This window comes from Flavobacterium sp. KACC 22758 (assembly GCF_028736135.1).
GTDB lineage: Bacteria > Bacteroidota > Bacteroidia > Flavobacteriales > Flavobacteriaceae > Flavobacterium > Flavobacterium johnsoniae.
In genome coordinates this window covers 2,936,305-2,961,291 of sequence record NZ_CP117878.1, presented here as the reverse complement: position 1 = coordinate 2,961,291, position 24,987 = coordinate 2,936,305, and the positions used below count along the sequence as shown (strand labels likewise).

The window sequence follows — 24,987 nt, the reverse complement described above, 5'->3', positions numbered from 1 at the left end:
GATTACGGATATATCATAAGGAAAATAAAAGCAAATAAGTTAACCAGAAGTACAACTCCGTAAACTATATTCGACTTTCCTTTACTAAGCGACAGCATTACCGTAAATACTGATAAGGCCAATAAAACAATAGATTTAATATCCAGTCCTAATATAATAGGCATATCCATTATAATGCATACTGCTGCAACGCTGGGAATAGTGAGCCCAATACTTGCCAAGGCAGAACCCAAAGCTAAATTTATACTGGTTTGCAATCTGTTTTTTCTTGCGGCGATAACAGCAGCCACAGCTTCGGGCAGCAGGATAATAATGGCAATTATAACTCCAACCAGACTTTTTGGAAGTCTGTAACTCACAATAATACTTTCGATAGTAGGAGAGAGTGTTTTAGCAAGTAATACTACAATGCCTAAACTAACAATTAGAAATACCAAACTGGTATAGAATGTTTTAGTATCAATTGTAATACGTTTAGCAGTATGGTCATTTTCATCCTCACCCTCAGTCAGGAAATATTGACGGTATCGTGTAGTTTGTGCAAATAGAAAAGAGGAATAAATTACTATGCAGGCAATAGAAGCAAAAACAAGCTGCGGTTCTGAATAATATGATCCCGAAACACTTTCTGTAAAAGTTGGAAATACCAGTGTAAATACTATAATTGAAATAAGGGATACCAAACCAATAGTTACAGAAGAAGCAGAAAAATTCTGTTCATAATGTTTTAAACCTCCAATTAAAAGACAGAGTCCAATAATCCCGTTAAGAATAAGCATGGTTGCCGCATATACTGTATCTCTGGCAAGTGAAACAGCTTCCGGACCATCTGACATCATTAAGGATATAATTATCGAAACTTCTATTACGGTAATTGATATGGCCAAAATAATTGTTCCGTAAGGTTCTCCAACTCTTTCTGCTATTATTTCGGAATGGTGTACAGCAGACATAACGCTTAAAATAAGTAATATACTGGCCGTAATTTGAAAAATACTGCTTCCCTCTATAAGTCCGCTGAAGAAAAGGATCCAGGATAATGCCGGAATGATAATAGTCCATTGTAATAATCGTTTCATTTTTCTAATTTAAAAATTAATATTTGGCCAAAATCCCAACAAAACTGGCCTTTCCCAATTTGTAATATAAGGCTTTTTTTGCCGGAATTGATAAAAAAATAAAGTCAAAAGTGTAAATTAGAACTAATTTGTATTAAAAAATCTTCAAACTGAATTTAAAATTGACTATTAAATTTTAATTGTATCTGAAACAATAAAAGAGTTTTTTCTCTCTTTAAATTTTTGATTTCTTAAACTACAGTTAATGTTTCATGTAAATATTATTAGTAACAGACTGAATAATTGTATGCAGTGTTAGTAATACTTTATTTTTTAGTTAATTACTTGATTTTGTGACGCAGTATAGAAAAAATAATGACTTAAATTTACGAAGTTAGTAGTACTAATTCAGTTGTAATCATAAAATATAAAACGTGCATAACTATCTTATTCCTTCAGAAATATCTTGGCTTTCTTTTAATAACTGTACTTTGGATGAAGCTGAAGACTTAAATAATGCAGTATATGACAGAATTAAATTTTTGGCTATACATTCCTCTAATCTGGATGAGTTTTTCAGAGTTAAAATAAATAAACTCCAAAAAAAGAAGAATAAGAAAAGCAGTGATCTTCTGGAAAATGTTTTAAATGAAGTGAACCTTCAGCAAAATAGATTTGGAAAAATATGGAGTTATTCGATTCTGACTGAATTGGCTTTAAATGATATTATATATTATGAATATCAGGAACTATTGCCAGAACATTTAAATGAGATCGAATATTATTTTAAAAGTATTATTCTTTCTTATATACAAGTAGTTTATATTACGCTCAATCAGCCTAAAACCTATTTTTTAAACAATCGCAGTTTATACTTTTTAGTAAAACTTAAAGACAGCAAAGGCAATTATAATTTTGTTTATTTAAATATTCCTTCTGATAAACTAGATCGTTTTAAGCAGCTTCAAAGTATAGAAAACATACATTATATTATTTCAATTGATACTATAATTCGAAAATGTTTATCACTTATTTTTCCGGCAGATAAAATCATTTCATGTAATGCCATAAAATTAAACCGAGATGAAAATTATTTGATAGAAGACGAAAATACAGGCGATTTAATAGCCAAAATTGAAGCAAAGGTTGAAGAGCGTAAACGAGGTTCCGCCACAAGATTTCTATATGATTCAAATATGGATGCTGATTCTTTTTCGATCTGTAAAAAAGCATTCAAACTTTACAAAAGTGAAATGATAAAGGGAGGAAGCCATCATAATTTTTTCGATTTATTCAGATTTCCAAATCCGGTTACCCCAAAGCTTCAGGGAGCGTATTATCCAAATCTTCCGCATCTGCCTTTTGAAAATAATAAATCAATTTTTGATGTCATAAATAAAAAAAATCAATTACTTCATTTTCCTTATCAATCGTATTATTATGTGCTCCAGTTTTTTAATCAGGCGGCAATTAATAAAAATGTTACCGAGATTAAAATTACGCTGTATCGCATTTCTTCTCAATCCTTAATCGCAAATGCTTTAATCAGCGCTGCAAAAAATGGCAAAAAAGTAACCGTTTTTGTTGAAGTGAAAGCGCGTTTTGACGAACATAATAATTTGTACTGGTCTAAAGAAATGAAGAAAGCAGGCATAAAAATCATTCAAAGCCTGCCGAATTTAAAAGTACACGCCAAAGCGGCCATGATTACCATGAAAGATAAATACGGTAATAAAAAGAATTATGGATATCTGTCAACAGGAAATTTTAATGAAAGTACGGCAAATATATATTCAGATTTTGGTTTTTTTACAGCAGAAACGGCATATACAAACGATTTAAAGAAGATTTTTTCATTTTTAAAAACCAAGAAAAAAACAACTGAGCCAAAACATATTTTAGCCGCTGGGTTTAATATGAAAGAAAAAATACTGGAATTAATAGATACCGAAATAAAAAACAAAAAAGCAGGTAAGCCGGCTTCGGTATTTTTTAAAGTAAACGGACTTGATGAAAAAGATATTATTGATAAACTTATTGAAGCAAGTAAGGCAGATGTTGAAGTTACATTAATAGTTCGCGGAATATGCACGCTTTTGCCGGGAATTAAAAAAATCTCACAAAATATAAAAATCTATCGTATTGTCGATATGTTTTTAGAGCATTCCAGAATTTACAAATTTGCCAATAACGGACAGGAAAAAATCTATTTATCTTCTGCCGATATGCTAAGCCGAAATTTAAACAGAAGAATAGAAGTGGCTTTCCCTTTGTATGATGAAAGACATATTGAAGAGATCAATAAAATAATTCAGCTGCAGTTAGAAGATAATACCAAAAGAAGAATTGTAAATAGTCAGGGAGGTAATGAATTAGAAAATGAAGATAACGAAAATCCACGTAGGGCTCAAACAGAAACTTACAACTGGATAGCGGATGCAAATAGAATATCCTGAATTAGTTTAAAAAAAAATCTGAGCTGTTTGCTCAGATTTTTTTAGATATTTCTCGCACTTTAATGTCGTTCGATTTCTTATCCTGTTACTTTTAAATCCTGGATTTTTCCATCAGCAATATTAAAGTGAAATTTTAGGATAATTGGACTTCCATCAAATGTACCTGAACACTCGGCTGATAAGATGCTTGAAGTACCGTTTTCTGTATATTCAAGAGGTTTCATTACTGATCTGTACTTTTGGTTTGATTCTTCGATCCAATTCTGAATATCCAGTCTTCCATTATGCATTTTGCCTTCATCAAACACCTCGGCATTTTCAGAAAAACAATTGGCGTAGGCAATGCTGTCAAAACTGTTCTGTGCATTAATCAGGTCTGTTATTACTTTCGGTAAATTCATGTTTTTTTATTTTTATAGATTATTAAATAGTTGGTACAGTTCCGCCATCGATTACAAATTCGGTACCTGTTAAATAACTGGCTCTTGGTGAAACAAGAAAACCAACTAATTCGGCTACTTCTTCCGGTTGGGCTGGTCTTCCGTAAGGTATTCCGCCTAATGCATTCATGACATTTTGCTGAGCTTCTTCTACAGTAATATTAGAGTTTCTTGAAATCTCACCCAGCCAGGCTGTCGATGCTGTTGTATTTATCCATCCCGGTGAAACGGTAAGAACGCGAACACCTTTTGGCGTAACTTCATTTGATAAACTTTTACTATAATTTATCAATCCGGCTTTTGCGGCAGCATACGGTAAAGTAGAATCAAATAATGGCAGTCTTCCTTGAATTGAAGCTATGTGGATAATAATACCACTTTTTTGATCTATCATTTGAGGTAAAAATCCTCTGTCCAGCCTAACAGGAGCAAGGAGATTAGCCTGCAGTGTTGATTCCCAGTCTTCATCAGTTAATGCCTTAAAACCGCCGGCAGGAGTTGTTGATAAACCAAGGTTATTTACTAGAATGTCCAGCTTTCCATATACTGATAACACTTCACTGATTACTTTTTGTGTTCCTTCAGCTTTACTTAAATCCGAAGCAATGAAACGCATATTACTGTTTTCTTTTTCAGGTGCATTTCTTGCGGTAATAATAACTGTTGCTCCAGCTTGCTGCAGCCTTTCTGCAATTGCTCTTCCAGTGCCTTTTGTACCTCCTGTTACTAAAGCAATTTTTCCTGATAATTCATTTTGATAATCCATCTTGTATTTGATTAAAATTTCTATTGTACAAATCTCCGAAGTACGTTAGTTCCTCACAATTACGGAGTTACGATTCATATAGGGATAAATTTTTCCCCTATTGCACGGATTGGGATATACGTTTAAATTTGCAATATGTATGAAAGAAAAACAACCCCAAACTTAAATTGCGGTCTTGACCTGATAGGTGAAGTACTTTACGGTAAATGGAAAATACGTTTGCTCTGGTTTATAAACGAGGGACACAAACGACCAAGTGAATTACAGCGTAAAATACCAGATGCTTCGCGCCGGGTTTTGAATATTCAGCTCAAGGAATTGGAGGAACATGAACTTGTTTCAAAAATTATATATCCTGTTGTGCCTCCAAAAGTAGAGTACAGCCTGACTGATTTTGGGAAAACATTAATTCCTGTAATTTCAGCTATTGGGAATTGGGGAGATGAGCATGAGGCGCGTTTACGAATGTTAATTTTGAAACGTTTAGACTCAAACCAATGATATATAATTTTCAGTTTTTATGACAGCTTCGTCAATGTGAAAATAAAAAATGCTAAATCACATGATTTAGCATTTTAATTATATCAAACTATGACAGTTAAATATTTAATGATCAATTTATTTTAGAGCATAGTTTATATATCCTCCGTCTGCTAAAAGTTCTGTTCCAGTAATAAAGCTTGCATTTTCTGAAGCAAGAAATAATACAGTTTTGGCTATTTCGGATGAATCTCCTAGTCTCTGCATTGCTGTAGCACCTGCCAGATATTCTTTTGCTTCCTCAGGTACTGCATTATGAAGTCCAGGTGTAGAAACCGGACCGGGACTTACAATATTAACGCGTATTTTTCTGCCTGCTAATTCATTTGCGGCAATTTGAGCAATTTTGTTCAAAGCTCCTTTTGTAGCTGAATATATACTGCTTCCTAAATTAGAAGCTGTCGCTACTGTAGAGGAAGTAAATATTACTGATGAACCTTCGGTTAAATGCGGCAGTAATTTTTGAAGTGTGAAAAAATGACCTTTCACATTAGTATTAAACTGTGCATCAAAATCGGCTTCTGTTACATCTTCGATTGAAGAAAATCTTGCTATTCCCGCGTTTAAGAAAAGAACATCTAATGGAGCGTTGTTTTCTGCGAAAGCTTTTTCCAAAAGAGAAAGATCAGATAAATTGGCAGTATCAGAAACTATCGTTTTTAATTTCTGACTATTAATTTCGTTCGCAGCTTTTTCAAGATTTTCGCTGTTTCTTCCGGTAATCCAAACATTTGCGCCTGCTTTTATAAACTCTTTTGCTGTTGCTAATCCAATTCCTGTAGTACCTCCGGTAATAAGGACATTTTTATTGGTAAAATCCATTTTTAGTATGTTTTAAAATTTTATACAGGCAAAGTTAGTTTAGTGAAGTTTATTATTGTTACTTTGTAACTAAAAGTAACAGTAACATTTGAGTAACCAAGTAACCTATGAGTAACGAATGTCAGATTGAACATAAAAAAGAGATAATGGCTGTCCACGATACTATGGACATATTAAATGGAAAATGGAAAATTTCTATTATTTCATCCATCTGTTATCATAACAAAAGAAGGTTTACAGATATTCTAAATGATGTAAACGGGATATCCAATAAAATGTTAAGCAAAGAATTGAAGGAATTGGAAATCAATAAACTTATCAAACGTATAGTTTTAGATACTCAGCCTGTAACCATTCATTATCAGCTCACTGAGTATGGACTGACATTAAAGACTATCATAAATGATCTTGCAGAATGGGGTATAAAGCATCGCAAAGTGATTATTGAAGGTTAGTGTAAAAGCAAACGTATAAAAAACGAGTTAAGAATATTGTTTAAATATTTTAACTCGTTTACATAAATTTGTTTTGTGATATTTCTCTATTTGCCGATGTTAGTAAACATCAAAAGCATGACTATTGTTGGCAACTGCAATTCGGGCAGTTTTTATAAATTCGATTAATCCAAAGCTTCTCAATTCTGCAGCAACATTATCGAGTTCTTCTTCTTGTCCTGTTGCTTCAAATACAATGAAATCTTTTTCTATTATTATAAATCTGACGCTTTGTTTTCTAAGTAGATGGTTCATATTTTCCTCGTTAATGAAACTTGAAGTCATTACTTTAAACAATCCCATTTGTTTCCAGATGATTTCTTCGTTAGTGCTGTAATAGCATCTAAAAACCTCGATTATTTTTTCGATTTGAAGCGCAATATTTCTGGCGATTTCAAAAGTTTCTTCTATAACCAGAGTACATCTGTACATTTTATCAATTTCGCAAGTAGAGATATTGAGGCTTTTTATACTGATTTTTCTTCGCGAAAGTATGATTGTTATTTTATTAAGTAACCCCATTTGATCTTCTGTGTAGGCGGTAAAAGTATATTCCTGTTTCATTTAAAAAGTGTGTGATTTTTGAATTATTAGTAGTTAGTGTTTTTTAGAAATAAAAAAACCTTTCTCATTTATGACTGAGAAAGGTTTTTATTACACAATAGAATCCTGCCTCGTCATAACAAACGAATAATGATAATTGCGCTAATGATAATTTGTACTGAATTTTTCATGTATATTTTAAATAAAAAAACCTCCCAAAAAGGGAGGTTTTAAATTGTATCTGTGTACTTATTTATATAACATCCCTGATCATTATCAAATGATAATAATACTGCTAATGATAGTGATGTTAATTGAGTTTTTCATTTTGTATTTCTGATGTGTGGCAAATGTATTAATTTTTATAACGTTAAAAAAAGTTTTTTATTGAAACTATTGGTTTCAAAGTGAATGTATTTTAGAATAAATTTTTGAAGGCAGAAGATTATTTCAATAGCTTTTTTACCATTTCAATTTGATTTGTAGTTATATAGCTTTCATTTCAGTCAAGATATTGCAGAAAAGATATCAAGTCAAAGACTGTTGTGGTATAAATAGAGACAGATTTCAGGAAGGTGTATTAAGTAAATAAATCCTGTTTATATTTGTGTTGTAAATGAAGTATAAGCTGCTCTTTTTCTGCATGAAATATTAAAGGGATCAATTATTATAATGGAATGTTTTTTATTAGTTTAATCAAATATTTATGACAGTTGTAAAAAATCATAATACATTTCACAAACTTCCCATTCTAGATGGTTTAGAGCTTTTAAATGCCCAAAACAATACTGTAAGTTTTCCCTATCATACACACGATACATTTAACATTGCATTAATTTTAAAACATACTTTTGACACTAAACTGACTAATAAATATCTTCAGGCACCGGCAGGAACCTTATCAATAACAAATCCTTTTGAGGTCCATGCGACACCCTGTGATGGAAAAACCGGCAATTCATTTTTTACCTTTTATATTGCACCAGATGTTATGAAAATGATCAACAATAACAACGATGTTTTTTTTGATCAGAAAATTATTTATGATGAACAGCTGTTTCGGGAGTTTTATTTCTTGTCACAAAATTTTGATAATATTGAAATTGAAAAAGCATTGCTGGCAGTATTAGAAAGTCTTATACTACGCTGGGGGAAAAATCAAAAATTTAAAAACTCCGAAATTAACTTGTTTTCAAGATTTTTGGAAGATAAGATTAGTGAAAAATTTTCATTAGAAGAAGCTGCAAAAAGTTTTGGGCTTGACAAATATAAATTTTTGAGACTATTTAAATATGAGACAGGAATGACGCCAAACAGTTATGTCATTTTAAAGAGAATCGAAAAATCAAAAATTCTGCTCAATGATGGGATTGATTTAGCCGATGCCGCTATCGAAAGCGGATTTTACGATACAGCGCATTTCTGCAGAAAATTTAAAGAATTCACCGGAGTAACACCTCTGCAGTATAAAATTTCTTAAGTATCCTAAATACTGCAATATCGTACAACAGAGTTTTGTTACAGCATTGTATTTTTGTGTATTCTAATTCTGATATGAAATGAAAAAAGGATTTTTCTCAATATTTTTAGCATTATGCATTTGTGTATCTGTTACTGCACAGCATAAAAAGCAGAGTATCAAGCTAAATCAGCTGATTGACGATCTTGAAATAAAAAGATGTGAAGAACATTTTTTTAAAATTAAACTTACGGCAGACACCTATTACGCTATAAATGTACAACAGCAGGGAATAGATCTTGTAGTTTCGATTACAAATAAAAAAGGGAAACTAGTGGCCGAAGTTGACTCTCCAAATGGCAAGAACGGTCCTGAGAAAATTTTATTTTCTCCTGACAAAACCGATGAATTTGAAGTTGGGATTAAACCTCTTGATGAAAAATCAAATTCAGAGTCTGGAAAATATACAATTCGACTGGAAAAAGTTCCTAATACACTTGAAAAAATCCCGGTTAAAAATCTTCTTTCTGATTTTGATTTACTCCAGAATGCCTACTACGAAACCAGAGTTGGTCTTTGGTACAATTCAAGAACACAATTTGACAGTATTTGTAATCTACAGAAAAGCAAAATAAAAGCACCCATGAATGCTTTAGAATTTTACAGGATACTAGCGCCGGTGGTTTCGTTTACCAAGGAAGGACACTGCAACATTAAAATTTCTGATGAAACTACAGCTTTTTTAAAACAAAAGGGAACGTATCTGCCATTTGGAATTAAAGTTTTAGATAAAAAAGTATATGTCATAAATGATTATAAAGATTTCAAATTAAAAGGTCTTGTTCTTTCCAAAATAAACGGTGAAGCCATAGAAAATATCATGGCAAAAATGCTGGAAATTGAGCCCGCAGACGGATTTAATATGACAAGTAAATACCGATGGATTGAAGGAGCATTTTCTAAATATTACGCTCGGTATTTTCCTGCTTCCAAGTTTATTACACTGGAACTTCTAAATCCTGATAACAATGCTAAAATAGTTTATGAAAACATTCCTTCCTGCACTTTTAAGGAGTTCGCAAAACTATATGAAGAAATTAAAAAGCAGGTTCCTAATTATACGTTTAGCAAATCATCTGATTTTTCTATAGATCCAATAACTTCAACAGCTGTTATTACGGTCAACACTTTTAGCCTTGGAAGTTATACTGATAAGCGAAAAGGATTTCAGTTATTTCTGGAAAAAGCATTCGACAGTATTTCTTCTCAAAAAATAAAACATCTTATTATTGATATCAGAAAAAATGAAGGAGGAGAACAGGGAATGGAAGACCACTTTTTGTCTTACCTGACTAATGAAGAGTATAAAAAATACAAATATGTAGAGATTCCGGGATTTACCTATTCGTTTCTGGAGCATACTAATTACGCAGGTCAAAAAGAAATCCTGATCGAAGAATTAAAGGAGGATTTTTATCTTTCAACTGACGGCAGGTATTTAAATAAAGCGGGACATTATACTGGGGAGAAACCGAATATAAAAAACTTTAAAGGCGACCTTTATATTTTAATTTCGGGTCTTACTTTTTCGGGAGGTTCAGAATTTGCCGCACTGGCAAAAAACTATACCCATGCAAAATTCATCGGCGAAGAAACCGGCGGTGGTTATTACGGGAATTCAAGCGGCAGTTTTCTAAGTTTCACTCTTCCTAATTCAGCTGTAACAGGCCGTATTCCCTTATGTAAATTTGTAATAGAACCTAAAGCTGATACAATTCCCTTTGGGCGCGGCGTTTTACCTGATTATGAAGTACAGCCAACCATCAAGGATTATCTTGCAGGATATGATAGTGAAATGGAATATGTAAAAACACTGATTAGAAAAAAATAAAGAATCAATTTTGCTCTACATGATTATGAAAACTGTTAGTTAATAGGATTGTATTTTCTTCTCTTTATTTTTTTCTTTCTGATCGCTTTTAATTGCTGGAGATTATCAGATAGAGTCCATTTTGTACGAAGCACTGTCAGATAATCTCATCAGTCATATCAATAGTTTTTGGATGCAGGCTTACCAGTTGTAAAACAATTGCACTAAAAACTACAAATAAGAGCAGTACAAAAACGTGTCTCATTCCTCCATTATCAGCAGCTTTTCCTAAAAACTCTGTAATAACAGCTCCCGCCGAAATACCAACAAAATTCATAATTCCATATCCCGTAGCCCTGTAGCGTGGAGCAACAAACTGACAAAGAATAGGCATATTGTTGGTGTCGTATATTCCAAATCCAAGTCCAAAAAGGACTGCGCCAAAAAGAATAGCAGTTATGTCACAGCAATAGCCAAATAAAAACAATGCCGGGATGGTAAGAAACAGTCCAATAACGCTGGTGTAAATTCTTCCTTTAAGATGTTTCATCACCCATCTGTCTGAAATAGCACCACCAATTAAAACGCCAAAAAAGGAAGACATCGAGATGGTTACTGTTGCAATTGGTCCCGCAAGAGACATGTCTAAATGTAAAGTTTCAGTAAATAAGGTGGGTAACCAGTTTTTGGCCGCCCAGCCTGGTAAACTTGGCGCAGAGAAATAAAAAAGCAAAACCCAAAAGGAGATATTACCAAATAAGATTCCCAATCCTTTGAACATTTGCTTGAATTCATTGCCAACAGATGACTTTTTTGTGGGATCTAAGAAGTACGTTTTTTTTTCTTGTATAAAAAATATCAGTATAAAACTGTAAAGTACACCAAATAAACCTACGGAGTGAAAGCTGAAATGCCAGGAAAAATATTTAGAAATAGTGGCGCCAAAACCACCAAGTGCCTGCCCTAAATAAATTCCGGTGGTATGAATCGCAATGGCAAAAGAGCGTGTTTTTTCCTGATGATAATCTGCAATTAAGGATAAGGCAGCCGGAATGTAAAAGGCTTCACTAAACCCCATAATGCCTCGCAAAATATAAATCTGATTGAAAGTTGTGGCATAACCCATCGCCATAGTCACCCCAGACCAGATGAAAAGACTTCCTATGATGATTCTTTTTCGGTTAAACCGATCTGCTATAATTCCGGAAACAGGGCTCATAAGTGCATAAATCCAAAGGAAAACAGCCATTAAAAGACCGAAATTTTCAGCTTTAGCCAATTCAGGAATGTCATCCATCATTGCGGATTTCATAGTCGACAGCATTTGTCGGTCTAAATAATTCAATAAAGCAACAAACCACAGCAAGCCAACAACAATCCATGGATAGGATTTTTTTTCATTCAATTTTGCAATCATTCTCTTTTTTCAAAATAAAGGCCGAATATACGAATTCAAACGCAACAGGAAAGAATTGTTTTTCCATGTTATTTGTTTAATATATTCGTACTATGACTTCTTTTGTTTTTTATTTTGGACGAAGAAAGGGGAGCAGGTAATAGAGGATTGTCATAATTCTAAGATAATATTAGTTTCTTGATATTTCGGACTTTATTTTTACTAATTGACCAAGCATAGCAGTAACAGGTACAGCTATATTTCCTTTTAAAATGGCAGATCCGGCAATAGCTAAATTCATAGTTTCTATTTCAGTTTCCCTTTTATTTAAAATATCCTGATAGGTTGATATTTTTTGTCCGTCCGACATCTTGCTTATTGCGAGTATATTTTCTAAAACAACTTCCATTGTTAGATCAATGCCATACTCTTTTACTGCTGATAAACATTCGGCAATTACCGTTTTTGCAATCTGTAAAACTTCATCATTACGCTGGAAAATTCCATTATCAGTTTCCAGTAAGGGGCAGATGGAGTTAAATACGCAGTTGCTTATTACTTTTTTCCAAATAATTGTTTGTATATCATTTTCATATCTAAATGAAAAAAGATCAGTATCCAGAATATCAACAATTTCCTGAAGAATTTCATTTGAGCCCTTAATAATGCCGATTGGTGACGGAGCCACTAACTTAAATCTGACTTTGCTGCTCTCTAAAAATTCACTAGTTGCCAATAGAACGCATCTGTAAAGTTGATCAAAATCTTTATCAATAAAACTATTTTCAATATGAAGTCCATTTTGAAGAAAAACAATTGGAGATTTTCCGGTTAGATCTTTCAGTTTATCAGCTAGGACGGTATTTCCAAATGATTTATTTGTGAGTAATATAATTCCGTCAAGGCTTTCGAAGTTAGAAAGGGAACTCACAAGAACTTCCGCATCCAGTGTCTTATTTTCAATTTCAACCTGTATCTTTTCAATTGTTGCCGGCTGATTGTCAATGCTTCCACGAATAATGGTGGTTTTTCGCCCGTTTAGGGTTAAAGCGACAGCCAGAGCTTTTCCAATTACGCCATTCCCAATTATGTAAATATGATTGTTATTTAGTTTCATTATAATATTTTTCAGTAAATCTACACATCTTAATCGTATGGTTACAGATACAGTTATTAGAATTTAACAGGATCCAGTTTTCAAATTGTTTTTGACAATTTCTACTAAATACTTGAGGCTGGTATCTAATTTATAACTCCATTTTACTGTTTTCGATATAAAAAAGTCCCTGTTTTCAGTTTTTTTAAGTTAAGATTCTTTTTAATAGAGAACCCATTACAGCGCGGCAAGATATACCTTTATGTAATAGCAGGCTTTATACCTAAGTTAGGATAGAGCTGCAGTACCACAATACAAAAACAAAAAACAATGAAGTTATCAGAAGCACAAAATAAAGAAACAGAGCTGCAGAATACCAATACTTTCCTTGAAGATGTAACTGCGGGTCTGCGGCAGCATCCCAAACAACTGCAGTCAAAATATTTTTACGATCAGCGCGGTGACCGGCTTTTTCAGGAAATCATGAGTCTTCCAGACTATTATCTGACCCGCTGTGAGATGGATATTTTTAAGAACAAAACCGCTGAAATAGCACTAGGCATTAGTGCAGACAATACTCCCTTTGATTTAATAGAGCTCGGGGCGGGGGATGCTTCTAAATCCATGCATTTGCTGCGATACCTGAAAAATCTGGACACTGATTTCAGGTATATGCCTATTGATATATCAGGCAATATTCTTTCGGTTTTAGATGAAAGACTGAAAAAAGAAATACCAGGACTTGATATAGTAAGTCTTGAGGGAGAATATTTCGAGATGCTTTATAAGGCATCCCAGCTTTCTTCCCGAAGAAAGGTGATCTTGTTTCTGGGAAGCAATATAGGAAATATGGAACTGGAAGAAGCATATCGATTTTGTTTTGAATTGCGCAAGAATCTTAATAAAGGCGACGTTGTCATGATTGGTTTTGACCTGAAAAAAGAACCTAATACTATATTAAATGCCTACAATGACCCGGAAGGAGTGACTGCCTCGTTTAACCTGAACCTGCTGGAGCGTATTAACAAAGAGCTTGGTGCTGATTTTGCATTAAATCAGTTTGAACATTATGAAACTTATGATCCCATAACGGGTGCCTGCAGAAGTTATCTGATCAGTCTGGCGGATCAGAGCGTTTCTCTCGACGGCGATGTATTTCATTTTGCTGAAAATGAACCTGTTTACATGGAAGTATCCCAGAAATTTTCCATAGAAGATACCCATAAAATGGCCTCACAGTCTGGATTTAAAACGGTTTACAGTATTATGGACAGCAGGGAATGGTTTGTGGATGTTTTTTGGACAGCCGTTTAAATAAGAGTAATTATGGAACACACAGTAACACATTTTGATACCCGGCTTTTACTGGCAAAGTATAAAAAAATACGCATGCAGTCAGAGCACCTCTGCAGTCCCCTGGAAACAGAAGATTATGTAGTGCAGCCCATCCCGGATGTGAGTCCTCCTAAATGGCATTTAGGACATACGACCTGGTTTTTTGAAACCTTTATTCTTCTTCCCAACTTTTCAGGTTATAAGGAATTTAATGCGCAGTATAATTTTGTTTTTAACAGCTATTATGAAACAGTAGGAGCAAGAGTCCTGCGCACCGACCGAGGTAACTTGAGTCGTCCGTCGGTTGCTGATATTTATGCCTACAGGGCTTATGTAGACGAGCAGATGGAGGTATTTCTGGAGAATTCAGTACTTTCAGATGAAGTATCTGCTGTACTGGAATTAGGCTTAAACCACGAGCAGCAGCATCAGGAGCTTCTCATGACAGATATTAAATACATACTGGGACATAATCCTCTTTTTCCAGCTTACCGTGAAACGGACAGTGTGGAGGAGGATTTATCTGTCATGGATTCTGGTTTTATTTCAATGGCTGAGGGTATTTATGAAATAGGATTTAAGGGTACTGGTTTCAGCTTTGATAATGAGTTGGGACTGCATAAAAAATATTTAGAGGCTTTCGATATCGCGTCTTCTCTTGTAACCAATGGAGAATATCTGCAGTTCATACAGGAAGGGGGCTATGAGAATTTTATCTGGTGGCATTCTGAAGGATGGGACTGGATAAAGCAGCAACAGGCAAAAGCACCATTATACTGGCATTTTATCGATGGAAAGTGGATGCATTACACACTTGGCGGATTAAAGGCTATTAATCCGTATGAAGTTTTGTGTCATGTTAATTTTTATGAAGCTTCAGCCTTTGCCGCGTGGAAAGGAATGCGCCTTCCTACAGAAGAAGAGTGGGAAGCAGCCTGTGATCATTTTTACTGGGGAGAAAGATGGGAATGGACAGCAAGTGCCTACCTTCCTTATCCCAGATATAGTAAACAGCCAGGAGCCATCGGCGAATATAACGGAAAGTTTATGGTAAACCAAATGGTGCTGCGAGGAGGCTCAACTGCTACCCCGGAAGGGCACACCCGCGCTTCCTATCGTAATTTTTTCCATCCAAGACACCAGTGGCAGTTTTCAGGAATCCGGCTTGTAAGATGAGACAAGTTAATTCCTGTCCATAGTCTTTCACGAACGGTAACCAAAATTTTTAAAATAATTAAGTGTTTATTCTTTTTTAACTAAAAAGAAATAATGGGAAAATTTTGAGAATAAACACTTGAGATTGGCTGTTTAATAATAGGTTGACTCCAGGTATGGGTCGTAGATATCTGCATCCCACTGGTTATCATCAAATTCATCCAAAAGATCATCTTCAGATTCAGGATCAATTATACTTTCGTTTTCGGATTGGTTATGAGCTGCATGCAGAAATTCGCAGTCAAAGTCAGGTTCATCCTCAAATTTACGGTATAAATCTGTTAGAAGATCTAAATTTTGTGTTTCACGTTGAGTTGACGCGTCTGAAAAATTGCTGTTAGACTGTCTGCTTGATGGAGATAATGATGTAATGACTGGAAGCACTGCTGCTGTGGTTTTCATAATGTAATTTATTTGTGGTTCTATAATTGTATGAGGCAAAAATAACCGATTGGGGAAGCTTTTAAATTACAGAATTCTGCCTTGGAGTTACATAATTTTGAATTATTAAATAGCTTGTAAATGTGTGACTTACTTTAAATGAAATTTACTTATTATTGCCGACTGTGCAGAACTTTAGTACAGGCTTCTGTTTTTTAGAGGCCTTTTATTTTGTACGGCGGTATATTTTGGTTAAATTGTATATCCAAAAAAATATTTATGAAACAATTACCTATATTATTAATTCTTGCCTGTATTTTAATCTCATGCGAAAGCAGAAAAGAGCAGGACCTGCTGAAGAGAGAAAAAGCTTTAATATTAAGGGAAGAAGAATTTGAAAAAAAAGAAACGGACTACAAAGCATTATTAGCCATGCGTGACAGCATCTCTGCCCTAAAAGACACTGTCAATAATGATACTGAATTAATTACGGAATGGCCTGAAACACTCAAAGGCTTCTGGAATAGTAAGATGCTGTGCAGAGAATCAAACTGCAGTCAGTATGTTATAGGAGATCAGCGTAATGAAACTTGGGAATTTGTGTCTGATTCGACTGGAATTTTTACAAATGTTATAAATAATAAAAAGCTGGTAAGGGTATTTAAGGCAAAATACCTTAAAGACAGGATACTGCTTGAATTCATCAGTGACAGCGTTTCAAAAAACAGAGTGAAAATGAATGTGGTTCTGGATGATATTAAAGAGAATATTATTAAAGGCACGCAGACTATTACCGGACAGGACAACTGTTCCGCCAGATTTTCGGTTGAACTTGCACTTCCTCAAAAAAAATAATTTATGTTACTAAGTATACAGCATGTCAGTCTTCCTATTGAAGATCCGGTATTAAAATTTCTTATCGAGCTTATTATAATTTTATGTATTCCTCTTTTACTCAATAAAATAAAAGTGCCTCACTTGCTGGGCCTTCTTATAGCCGGAGCTATCATTGGTCCAAATGGCTTTAACGTTCTTGCGAGAGACAGCAGTATAGTGGTTACAGGTACTACAGGACTGCTCTATATAATGTTTCTTGCCGGACTTGAGATAGATATGGGGGATTTTAAAAAAAATAAATGGAAAAGTATCACTTTTTCACTCTATACCTTTATTGTGCCATTTGCACTGGGGCTTTTGGGTGGTTATTACATACTCCATTTTTCGCTTCTAAGCTCGGTATTATTTGCCAGCCTTTTCTCATCACACACTCTTATTGTATACCCAATGGTGAGCAGACTAGGGATAGCAAAAAAGCTGGCGGTAAATGTAACGGTAGGAGGTACTATGATTACAGATGTGCTTTCTCTTGTAGTGCTGGCTGTTGTGGTGGGTATGTCGCAGGGAGAAGTAGGAACTTCGTTCTGGGTTAAGCTGTCTGTTTCCATGCTGGTTTTTGCTTTAGTAGTTCTGCTTCTTTTTCCTGTCTTGGCGCGCTGGTTTTTTAAGAATGTCGAAGACAAGATTTCCCAGTATATTTTTGTTATTGTGATGATTTATCTCGCTGCTCTTCTGGCAGAGCTGGCTGGAATAGAGGCCATTATTGGAGCATTTTTTGCCGGTCTTGCACTTAACAGGCTTATACCCCATAGTTCATCACTTATGAACAGGGTTGAATTTGTTGGGAATGCTATTTTTATTCCATTTTTCCTTATTAGTGTTGGTATGCTGATTGATTTTAACGCTTTTATCCAGAGCTGGGAAACACTGGGAGTAGCCGCAGTTATGCTTACAGCTTCAATAGGAGGGAAATACGCGGCAGCTTTTTTAACGAAAAAGACTTTTAGATTTACAGATGATGAAGGCAGTCTTATTTTCGGTATGAGTGCAGCTTCTGCAGCGGCAACGCTCGCCTCTGTAATGGTGGGATATAATATTATCTTATCCGAAAATGAAGCGGGAGAGCCTGTCAGGCTTTTAAATGAACATGTGCTTAACGGCAGCATTCTGCTTATACTGGTTTCCTGTACTATTTCATCATTTGTGTCAATGGCAAGTGCTCAGAGAATTGCCGATGCAGATAAAGAAGAAACCGCAGCAGATGCGGGTGATCAGGAAGAAAAAATTCTGCTGGCTGTAAATCATGAACATACCGTTGAGAAAATGGTTAATCTGGGGCTTCTCATAAAAGGAAGAAGTAATAAAGATAAACTTTTTGCACTTAATGTTATTAACGAAGACAAAAGTGAATCATCCTCAAAGAATGCAGAAAAATTGCTGGGTGCAGCTGTAAATATGGCAGCATCCGCCGATGTTAAACTAAATCCAATAACACGGCATGATAATGATGTGATTGCTGGGATTAATAATGTGGTAAAAGAACAGAATATTACTGATTTGATTATTGGACTTGAAGAAGAAAAAGGATTTTCCTCATCTTTCATTTATAATCTTTACAACGGTTACCTGCAGAACAAGCATATAAATTTGATTATCTATCATGCAGTCCAGCCGGTGTCAACCATTAAAAAATATACAGTTCTTATCCCTGCGAATGCTGAACTCGAACCAGGATTTTTTCATTGCTTATTAAGAATTTGGAACATTGGAAAAAATACGGGGGCCAAAATGAGTTTTTATGCCAACCAGAAAACCATTGGTGTATTAAAGAGCATTGTAGTAAAGGCTAATATTGAAGCTGTTTTTAATACTGTAACCTCATGGCAGGAAGCTGAAAATACTGCTGCCAGTCTGGAAGAAGATGAAGGTCTTATCATTTTAATGGCTGACAGAGGTATGCATTCTTATTTTCCTCAGATGAAAGAAGTGCCTGAAATTTTAAATAAAAAACTCAGTAACAATAACTATATACTAATTTATCCTTTTTCAAAAATTGACAATACAGTTATAGAAAAAAGAGCAGTAAGCAACCTTGATGATTTTGCCGATATTGGAAAAATTATAGGCGGAATTTTTAAGTAGAACAGTTTGTATTGCAAAGAAAAATTGCGCATAAGAACGTTAGAATGCAGAATTTTGCCGTTTCTTTTTCTTTGATTGAGTGTAATAGTTGTGCTTAAAACTGTTTAATTATGACTGTTTTTAAAAGGTTTCACTGAAAGAGGATTAATATATTTTTTTAGATTCAGCCCCTTAGTATGCAGATGAAATCTGGAGGAAATGTCCATAGGAACATACTGAAGTTTTTTTAGAAAAATCCGTATCTGGTTTCTGGAATCAGAGTGGTCGGCAATAAAAAATAATTCCTCTTTTGTTTCGTGTGTATCGGAGATGTGTCTCGGCTTAATTTCAACTGGATTGAACAGTTTTACTACATGAGCTTCAGGAAGTAGTGAAGCAGTTATTTTATAAGTCATGGCGTTTATAATGCCTGGGAGCAGTAAATGAGGATCGAAAATCAATCCGCTAGTGTGCACTACTATTTTATTAGACATATCAGGAAGAGACTTTATAATATTTTCTAAATCATCCTTTGGAAGAAACAGCAGGACAATTTCTGCAGCAGCAGATTCCTCAAGCGTTCCAATACGTGCGTTTGCTCCCATTTTTTGAATAACATCCTTTATAAGACTTCCTCCTCTGGGATTGTGCATGATAACTTCATAACCTGTCTGTGCTGCTCTGCGGGCTAATTCAAGTGTTAGACTGCTCACGCCGATGATTCCAATTTTCATAAGTTCTTCTTTTTAAATTATTATTACTCACTAATAAAATTTAAGAATTATTTTTCTGTATGTTATTGTATATAAGTGTGTTATTTTAAATATTCATTAAATTTAAAACTAATATTTATTTCTAAGCCAAGTATTTTTACCTGATTTTAAATGTGAAGTTAGTACGTTAGTAATAGAAAAAAGGCAGTAATCTGATGCTTTAGATCTGCATTTAAATAATGATAAGGAATTTAATGAATGGAGGAAAAAGTCAGGCGACTGGATATGATATCATAAAGAACATTCTGCTTCAAAGAGTTGGTAATGTTTTTAATTGGAGCATAAAAAATGTTCAAGTATTGGATCAACAGCTGCTTATCATCGGCAGTTAATTGAAGATTATAAAATATTTGAAATTTATTAGGCATTTATGAACTACATTTGACGTTATAAAATGCTTTAAGATGATAAGTTCCGAGAATTCCCACGAAGCCGCTATACCCTTAAATGAAAAAGAGCCGGTAAAGATTATACTGGCCGAAGATGATAAGGACGATCAGGAATTATTTATCGATGCCCTGGATGAGGCACAAGTCCCCTCTGAGGTAGTCACCGTGGAGAACGGGCAGCAGCTCGTGGATGTCTTAAAAGATAAATCCCAGCCCGATCCCGATATTATTTTTATAGATGTCAATATGCCCGTTAAAGGAGGCAAGCAGGCGCTGGAAGAAATAAAGGGCGATAAAGAGCTTAAGGATATTCCTGCCGTTATGCTGTCTACCTGGGACCATCCTTCGGATATTAAAGATTCCTTTGATAAGGGTGCAGACCTCTATGTCCAGAAACCAAATTCTTTTTCCGGTTTTGTGCTTGTACTAAAAAAAGTGTTTTTTCTGCACTGGGCCAAAGCTTTATTGAGCCCTGTTAAAAATTTATTTTTTGTTTCAGAAAAGAATGTTTCCCCGGGAGACTCCTAAGGAATTTTCCCTGTCTTACCCGTTTGTTTTTCCTTGTGATAGCGTGCAGCTAATTAACTTCTTAAGTATTCAATTTTATGAAAATCAGAAGGATTTGATAATGAAAATAATTGTTGGTTTATTAAAATTACCCTACCTTTCCAGTTGAAATCAAATAGTAGAAAGAGTGCAGCTGGACAGAAGGGAATCTAAACATAAACATCCGTTTTTAAGTAATATGGGAGAATTAGGTTCTCTTATCAGTGAGTTTGATTGGGCAGAAACTTCTTTAGGCCCGCTGGAGAAATGGCCGGATTCACTGCGTACCTCATTGTCAATTGTGCTGGGTTCAGGCGTTCCGATGTTTATGATATGGGGAAAAGACAGGTTCTTTTTTTACAATGATGCTTTCAGCGCTTTTTTTCCTGATTACAGTAAAAAGCCACTGCCTTTTAAAACCAGCTTTAAAGAGGCATTACCTTCTGGATGGGAAAATATATATGGTATCATTGAACAGGTCATAAATCAAAAATCAACCAGATTAGAATCTAATATTGTAACTGCTGTAAGCAGAAATAATACAATGCAGGAAGTTTACCTCACTGTTGGATGCAGCGCGGTTTTTAATCAAAACGGTACTGCTGAGGGAGTATTTGGCACCTGCATAGAAAATTCTGCGGTTATTCCCAATGTAATAAAATCAGGTTCATTAAGAACACAGCTTAACAGTGTTCTGATGCAGTCCAAGGCAGGAATTGCACAGGCTAACATCGATGGCCGCGTGACAGAAGTTAATGACCGTTACTGCGAGATGCTGGGGTACAGCCGTGAGGAAATATTACAGATGAATCTAGGTGAGCTGACACATCCGGATGATTTGCAGCGCAATATGCAGCTGCTAAGGGAATGCGTTAGCAGCGGAAAAGATTTTATGATTACAAAACGTTATGTAAAACGTGATGGTTCAATACTATGGGTAAACAATAATGTTTCAATTGTAAGTGACACGGCAGGCAGCAAATATATTACCGCCATTGCAGTCGATATAACTGCTGAAAAAGAAAGAGAAGAACAGCTGGAAGCGGGAGAATTTCGTTTTCGGACACTTATTGAAAAAGCACCTGTAGGTACGGCATTATTCAGGGGTAGTGAGTTTTACATCGAACTGGCCAATCATGCAGTGTTACAATACTGGGAAAAAGAAGATGATATTATCGGCAGTAAATTAAAAGATGTTTTTTCTGATCTAAATGATTATGATTTATATGAAAAACTTAGTGAAGTTTATCTGACTGGGAAAGAATATAAAGCTTCAGCAGCAAGAATAAAAAGAGAAGAATCAGAAAAGAACCAGTATTTCGATTATTCACTGACCCCTCTGTTTGATAAAACCGGCTGCGTTTATGCAGTTTTGGCTATGTATTCTGATGTAACACCTGCAGTCAAAGCACAGCAGCAGGCAGCAGAGAGTCACAACGAGCTGGCAGTTATGTTTGAGCAGTCGCCCGTGGGTATTGCAACAATAGGGATAGGAGATGATCTGGTTTTTATAAGTGCCAATACTTTTTACAGCGAATTGGTAGGGCGCAAAGCAAAAGATATTATCGGGAAACCCCTTCTTGAGGCGCTTCCGGAAATCAAGGGACAGGGTTTTGATGACCTTCTCAGAGAAGTGATCCGCACCGGTACTGCTTATACCGCTAAGGAAGTGGAGGTCGAATTGCTTCGAAATGAAAAGCTTGAACATATTTATGTGGATCTGACTTACCAGATTAACCGTAATGCTCAAGGCGAACAAACTGTTATATTGGTAGTTGCAACCGATGTTACCAGACAGGTAATGAGCCGTAGAGAAGTAGAAGAAAGTGAAACCAAACTAAAAAACCTCATTGCAGCCGCACCTGCAGGTATAGGTCTTTTTACTGGCCGCGACCTGATTATAGAATACCCAAACCAGACTTTTATAGATATAGTGGGCAAAGGCCCTGATATTTTAGGACTGCCGTTAAGGGAAGCCATGCCGGAACTTATTTCTGAAGGCCAGGCTTACCTTAAAATTCTTGATGATATCTTTACAACCGGAATTCCTTTTATTTCTCCTGCTTCACTAGTCAAAATAATGCAGAATGGTGTGCTGAATGATAATTATTATAATATTTCTTATACACCGCTGCGAAACAAATCAGGAGAAATTTATGCTATTTTAGATATTGCCATCGATGTTACGGAACAGGTCAGCGCTCAGAAAGCAATGCAAGAGAGCGAGGCTCATCTGCAGTTATTACGCGATACAGTTCCGGCCATGATTTTCTATCTAGATAAGAAGCAGCGCTATCAGAGTTACAACAGGATTTTTATGGACTGGTTTTCTGTAGACGAAAATGAAGCAATAGGAAAAAGTGTAAAGGAATTTCTAGGAGAAGCTGCGTACGCAAAAACACTTCCCCATCTTGAAATTGCTTACGGTGGAGAGCAGGAGAAATATGAAATGTTTGCACCTTCACGCATGGGAATCAGCAGGTGGCTGAGCATTGTATATACACCCCACAAAAATAACGAAGGCGAAGTGATAGGTGTAATTGTTCATGCAACCGATGTTACGCAAAGTAAATTGACAGAAATCGCGCTTAAGGAAAGTGAATCCAAGCTTCGCACTGTTTTAGATGCTGCTCCTGTTGCCATAAGTGTATTTGTGGGCAGGGATTTAGTAATTGAAAACCCTAATGATCGTTTTACAGCTGTCATTAATAAGGGAAGTTCGATAGCTGGACAGCCTCTTAAGACAGTGCTAAAATCCAGTAATTCGGAGGATTTCCTAAAATCGGTACAGATGGTGCTTCGCTCGGGAGAAAGTTTTTATGAAAGCGGCATGCCTGGAATTAATACAACAGAGAAAGAAATGCACTATCATAATATCAGCCTGACCCCTCTTACGGATGAGAGCGGGGAAGTTTATGCTGTGCTTTATGTCGGTTGGGATGTTACGGATGAAATTGTTTCCATAAAAAAAGCGGAACAGGCGGAGTCTGCTCTCCGCTCTGCAGTGGAAGTGGCGCAGCTGGGAACATGGTCACTGGACATATCTTCGGGAATTACTACAGTATCAGAACGACATGCTTCCATGTTCGGATTAAAAGCAAACCAAATGCCGTCCTCGGAAATACGTGCACTCATAAAACCTTCAGACTATAATCGGGTGACCGAGGCATTTTTTGCAGCCCAGAAACCGGGATCAGAAGGCAGATATGAGGCTGAATATAGAATTATTCATGGAATTACAGGACAGGAAAAGGTTATTCATGCAGTAGGACAGACTTATTTTGATCTGGATGGGAAACCGTTGGTGATTCAGGGGACTGCTCAGGATATTACAATTCACAGAGAACTTCAGCTTGCCCTTGAAAGTGAAGTGGAACTCAGGACAAATGAGCTTGAAGCAGTGCTGAAAGAGCTGCAGTCTGCCAATACAGATCTTCGCCATTCTAATGATGCACTTAAACATTCAAATCAGGAACTGGCACAATTTGCATATGTGGCAAGTCATGATCTTCAGGAACCGCTTCGTAAAATTCAGATTTTTGCCGGCATCCTTCAGGAGAATCTACCGAGAAAAGACCCTAAAGTAATGATTCAAAAAATAGCTTTTTCTGCCGCCAGGATGAGCCAGCTTATTACCGATCTGCTTAGTTTTTCAAGACTAATACAACCTCAAAAGAGCCTGCAGCCGATTGATCTTAATGAAGTTATTAAAAATATCTGGATTGATTTCGAGCTGGCTGTTGAGGAGAAAAATGCAGTAATTGAAGTTGAAAAGCTGCCGGTTGTAAAGGCGGTCGGTCTGCAGATGAATCAGCTTTTTTATAATTTGGTAGGGAATTCCTTGAAATTTACCAGACCTGACACTGTGCCGAAAATAAAAATAAGCGCTGTTCAGGTAACCAATCAGTATGCAGCCCAGTTTACAGATTCTACACTTATTGAAGGACAGTATCATCATATTTTATTCAGCGATAACGGAATTGGATTTGAAAAAGGCTACGAGAAACAGATTTTTGAAATCTTCAAACGTCTTCACGAACAGAATATCTATCCAGGTAGTGGTATCGGACTGGCACTGTGCAGGAGAATTGTTACCAATCACCATGGGGTGATGTATGCAGAATCAGAATATGGAAAGGGAAGTACATTTCATATTTTTCTTCCTGTATCTTAAAACATTTATGAAAGCTGTAAAGAATAATGTGTATAATATAAATAGCAGTTCTCTGCTCAAAATAAAGTGTAAAGAAAATATAAAAAGATACTTTTGGCAGATGATGATCCCGGTGATGCTGAAATATTAAGCATGCTGTTGCTTTTTTTAAATGAAAAAATTGCAGCAGCTGTAAATTTCAGCAAGTCTTCCTGATCTGATATTTTTAGACTACAATAAAAGAAATTCTACTGTATATGAATAAATACTCCTTAGCTTGTTTGAAGTGTTACTGTA

21 protein-coding genes are annotated in these 24,987 nt (G+C 35.5%); 12 read left to right on the top strand and 9 right to left on the bottom strand.

Translation table 11 applies throughout. The features are described 5' to 3' along the window. Window positions 1–2: 2 nt before the first annotated feature. Window positions 3–1,079, bottom strand: a complete 1,077-nt coding sequence (locus PQ462_RS12850) for a calcium:proton antiporter (protein WP_274250241.1) — start codon at window positions 1,077–1,079, stop codon at window positions 3–5. A 413-nt stretch (window positions 1,080–1,492) separates the two neighbouring features. On the opposite strand from PQ462_RS12850, the gene ppk1 reads away from it, so the two are divergent. Next, entirely contained in the window at window positions 1,493–3,514 is a 2,022-nt protein-coding gene (gene ppk1 / locus PQ462_RS12845; RefSeq protein WP_274250240.1) for a polyphosphate kinase 1, read from the top strand. A 77-nt stretch (window positions 3,515–3,591) separates the two neighbouring features. Here the strand turns inward: ppk1 and PQ462_RS12840 are convergent, their stop codons facing one another. Continuing rightward, window positions 3,592–3,915 (bottom strand): nuclear transport factor 2 family protein, encoded by a 324-nt coding sequence (locus PQ462_RS12840; RefSeq protein WP_274250239.1) that lies wholly within the window; start codon window positions 3,913–3,915, stop codon window positions 3,592–3,594. A gap of 22 nt (window positions 3,916–3,937) precedes the next feature. Then, window positions 3,938–4,720 (bottom strand): SDR family oxidoreductase, encoded by a 783-nt coding sequence (locus PQ462_RS12835; RefSeq protein ID WP_274250238.1) that lies wholly within the window; start codon window positions 4,718–4,720, stop codon window positions 3,938–3,940. Between the two features lie 135 nt (window positions 4,721–4,855). Here PQ462_RS12835 and PQ462_RS12830 point away from each other — a divergent pair, with 135 nt between their 5' ends. After that, a complete protein-coding gene (locus tag PQ462_RS12830) occupies window positions 4,856–5,221 on the top strand; it encodes a winged helix-turn-helix transcriptional regulator (protein WP_274250237.1) in 366 nt (121 codons plus the stop codon). Window positions 5,222–5,338: 117 nt separating this feature from the next. Here PQ462_RS12830 and PQ462_RS12825 read toward each other — a convergent pair whose 3' ends face one another. Then, complete coding sequence (locus PQ462_RS12825) at window positions 5,339–6,082, bottom strand: SDR family oxidoreductase (RefSeq protein WP_274250236.1); 744 nt, start codon at window positions 6,080–6,082, stop codon at window positions 5,339–5,341. Window positions 6,083–6,189: 107 nt separating this feature from the next. Between PQ462_RS12825 and PQ462_RS12820 the strand changes: the two genes are divergently transcribed. Next, complete coding sequence (locus PQ462_RS12820; protein ID WP_012025823.1) at window positions 6,190–6,537, top strand: winged helix-turn-helix transcriptional regulator; 348 nt, start codon at window positions 6,190–6,192, stop codon at window positions 6,535–6,537. Window positions 6,538–6,636: 99 nt separating this feature from the next. Here the strand turns inward: PQ462_RS12820 and ilvN are convergent, their stop codons facing one another. Further along, the gene (gene ilvN, locus PQ462_RS12815) at window positions 6,637–7,140 is read right to left on the bottom strand and encodes an acetolactate synthase small subunit (RefSeq protein WP_274250235.1); all 504 of its coding nucleotides are present in this window, start codon (window positions 7,138–7,140) and stop codon (window positions 6,637–6,639) included. Between the two features lie 685 nt (window positions 7,141–7,825). Here ilvN and PQ462_RS12810 point away from each other — a divergent pair. Then, a complete protein-coding gene (locus PQ462_RS12810) occupies window positions 7,826–8,599 on the top strand; it encodes an AraC family transcriptional regulator (protein WP_274250234.1) in 774 nt (257 codons plus the stop codon). A 79-nt stretch (window positions 8,600–8,678) separates the two neighbouring features. Further along, complete coding sequence (locus PQ462_RS12805) at window positions 8,679–10,469, top strand: S41 family peptidase (protein ID WP_274250233.1); 1,791 nt, start codon at window positions 8,679–8,681, stop codon at window positions 10,467–10,469. 136 nt (window positions 10,470–10,605) lie between these two features. Here PQ462_RS12805 and PQ462_RS12800 read toward each other — a convergent pair whose 3' ends face one another. Together PQ462_RS12800 and PQ462_RS12795 are read right to left on the bottom strand one after the other, a co-directional pair. After that, window positions 10,606–11,865 (bottom strand): MFS transporter, encoded by a 1,260-nt coding sequence (locus PQ462_RS12800; RefSeq protein WP_274250232.1) that lies wholly within the window; start codon window positions 11,863–11,865, stop codon window positions 10,606–10,608. Between the two features lie 169 nt (window positions 11,866–12,034). Beyond that, on the bottom strand, window positions 12,035–12,961 hold the full coding sequence (locus PQ462_RS12795) for a ketopantoate reductase family protein (protein ID WP_274250231.1): 927 nt from the start codon (window positions 12,959–12,961) through the stop codon (window positions 12,035–12,037). A gap of 309 nt (window positions 12,962–13,270) precedes the next feature. Here PQ462_RS12795 and PQ462_RS12790 point away from each other — a divergent pair, with 309 nt between their 5' ends. Continuing rightward, window positions 13,271–14,254 carry an L-histidine N(alpha)-methyltransferase gene (locus PQ462_RS12790; protein ID WP_274250230.1) on the top strand — a complete coding sequence of 328 codons (984 nt, stop codon included), beginning with the start codon at window positions 13,271–13,273 and terminating at the stop codon, window positions 14,252–14,254. Between the two features lie 12 nt (window positions 14,255–14,266). Beyond that, window positions 14,267–15,451 (top strand): ergothioneine biosynthesis protein EgtB, encoded by a 1,185-nt coding sequence (gene egtB / locus PQ462_RS12785; protein ID WP_274250229.1) that lies wholly within the window; start codon window positions 14,267–14,269, stop codon window positions 15,449–15,451. 132 nt (window positions 15,452–15,583) lie between these two features. On the opposite strand, the gene PQ462_RS12780 is transcribed toward egtB, so the two are convergent. After that, window positions 15,584–15,892, bottom strand: a complete 309-nt coding sequence (locus PQ462_RS12780) for a hypothetical protein (RefSeq protein ID WP_274250228.1) — start codon at window positions 15,890–15,892, stop codon at window positions 15,584–15,586. A 258-nt stretch (window positions 15,893–16,150) separates the two neighbouring features. Between PQ462_RS12780 and PQ462_RS12775 the strand changes: the two genes are divergently transcribed. Both PQ462_RS12775 and PQ462_RS12770 read left to right on the top strand, forming a co-directional pair. Next, window positions 16,151–16,726, top strand: a complete 576-nt coding sequence (locus PQ462_RS12775; RefSeq protein WP_274250227.1) for a hypothetical protein — start codon at window positions 16,151–16,153, stop codon at window positions 16,724–16,726. 3 nt (window positions 16,727–16,729) lie between these two features. Continuing rightward, window positions 16,730–18,850, top strand: coding sequence for a cation:proton antiporter (locus PQ462_RS12770; protein ID WP_274250226.1), 2,121 nt, complete (start codon window positions 16,730–16,732; stop codon window positions 18,848–18,850). A 104-nt stretch (window positions 18,851–18,954) separates the two neighbouring features. Here the strand turns inward: PQ462_RS12770 and PQ462_RS12765 are convergent, their stop codons facing one another. Continuing rightward, window positions 18,955–19,563, bottom strand: a complete 609-nt coding sequence (locus PQ462_RS12765) for an NAD(P)-binding domain-containing protein (RefSeq protein WP_274250225.1) — start codon at window positions 19,561–19,563, stop codon at window positions 18,955–18,957. Between the two features lie 218 nt (window positions 19,564–19,781). Between PQ462_RS12765 and PQ462_RS12760 the strand changes: the two genes are divergently transcribed. The 3 genes from PQ462_RS12760 to PQ462_RS12750 all read left to right on the top strand — a co-directional run bounded on the left by PQ462_RS12760 (window position 19,782) and on the right by PQ462_RS12750 (window position 24,711). Next, window positions 19,782–19,934, top strand: a complete 153-nt coding sequence (locus PQ462_RS12760) for a hypothetical protein (protein WP_274250224.1) — start codon at window positions 19,782–19,784, stop codon at window positions 19,932–19,934. Window positions 19,935–20,006: 72 nt separating this feature from the next. After that, complete coding sequence (locus PQ462_RS12755; protein ID WP_274250223.1) at window positions 20,007–20,519, top strand: response regulator; 513 nt, start codon at window positions 20,007–20,009, stop codon at window positions 20,517–20,519. Window positions 20,520–20,736: 217 nt separating this feature from the next. Next, window positions 20,737–24,711, top strand: coding sequence for a PAS domain S-box protein (locus PQ462_RS12750; RefSeq protein ID WP_274250222.1), 3,975 nt, complete (start codon window positions 20,737–20,739; stop codon window positions 24,709–24,711). Window positions 24,712–24,987 lie beyond the last annotated feature (276 nt).

Bases quoted from the DNA above. Each gene is read 5' to 3' on its own strand.
- PQ462_RS12805 (WP_274250233.1), top strand. From the start codon at position 8,679: ATGAAAAAAGGATTTTTCTCAATATTTTTAGCATTATGCATTTGTGTA.
- PQ462_RS12750 (WP_274250222.1), top strand. From the start codon at position 20,737: ATGGGAGAATTAGGTTCTCTTATCAGTGAGTTTGATTGGGCAGAAACT.
- egtB (WP_274250229.1), top strand. From the start codon at position 14,267: ATGGAACACACAGTAACACATTTTGATACCCGGCTTTTACTGGCAAAG.
- PQ462_RS12835 (WP_274250238.1), bottom strand. From the start codon at position 4,720: ATGGATTATCAAAATGAATTATCAGGAAAAATTGCTTTAGTAACAGGA.
- PQ462_RS12795 (WP_274250231.1), bottom strand. From the start codon at position 12,961: ATGAAACTAAATAACAATCATATTTACATAATTGGGAATGGCGTAATT.
- PQ462_RS12830 (WP_274250237.1), top strand. From the start codon at position 4,856: ATGTATGAAAGAAAAACAACCCCAAACTTAAATTGCGGTCTTGACCTG.
- PQ462_RS12760 (WP_274250224.1), top strand. From the start codon at position 19,782: ATGATAAGGAATTTAATGAATGGAGGAAAAAGTCAGGCGACTGGATAT.
- ilvN (WP_274250235.1), bottom strand. From the start codon at position 7,140: ATGAAACAGGAATATACTTTTACCGCCTACACAGAAGATCAAATGGGG.
- PQ462_RS12790 (WP_274250230.1), top strand. From the start codon at position 13,271: ATGAAGTTATCAGAAGCACAAAATAAAGAAACAGAGCTGCAGAATACC.
- PQ462_RS12770 (WP_274250226.1), top strand. From the start codon at position 16,730: ATGTTACTAAGTATACAGCATGTCAGTCTTCCTATTGAAGATCCGGTA.
- PQ462_RS12850 (WP_274250241.1), bottom strand. From the start codon at position 1,079: ATGAAACGATTATTACAATGGACTATTATCATTCCGGCATTATCCTGG.
- PQ462_RS12765 (WP_274250225.1), bottom strand. From the start codon at position 19,563: ATGAAAATTGGAATCATCGGCGTGAGCAGTCTAACACTTGAATTAGCC.
- PQ462_RS12780 (WP_274250228.1), bottom strand. From the start codon at position 15,892: ATGAAAACCACAGCAGCAGTGCTTCCAGTCATTACATCATTATCTCCA.
- PQ462_RS12755 (WP_274250223.1), top strand. From the start codon at position 20,007: ATGATAAGTTCCGAGAATTCCCACGAAGCCGCTATACCCTTAAATGAA.
- PQ462_RS12820 (WP_012025823.1), top strand. From the start codon at position 6,190: ATGAGTAACGAATGTCAGATTGAACATAAAAAAGAGATAATGGCTGTC.
- PQ462_RS12810 (WP_274250234.1), top strand. From the start codon at position 7,826: ATGACAGTTGTAAAAAATCATAATACATTTCACAAACTTCCCATTCTA.
- PQ462_RS12840 (WP_274250239.1), bottom strand. From the start codon at position 3,915: ATGAATTTACCGAAAGTAATAACAGACCTGATTAATGCACAGAACAGT.
- PQ462_RS12825 (WP_274250236.1), bottom strand. From the start codon at position 6,082: ATGGATTTTACCAATAAAAATGTCCTTATTACCGGAGGTACTACAGGA.
- PQ462_RS12775 (WP_274250227.1), top strand. From the start codon at position 16,151: ATGAAACAATTACCTATATTATTAATTCTTGCCTGTATTTTAATCTCA.
- PQ462_RS12800 (WP_274250232.1), bottom strand. From the start codon at position 11,865: ATGATTGCAAAATTGAATGAAAAAAAATCCTATCCATGGATTGTTGTT.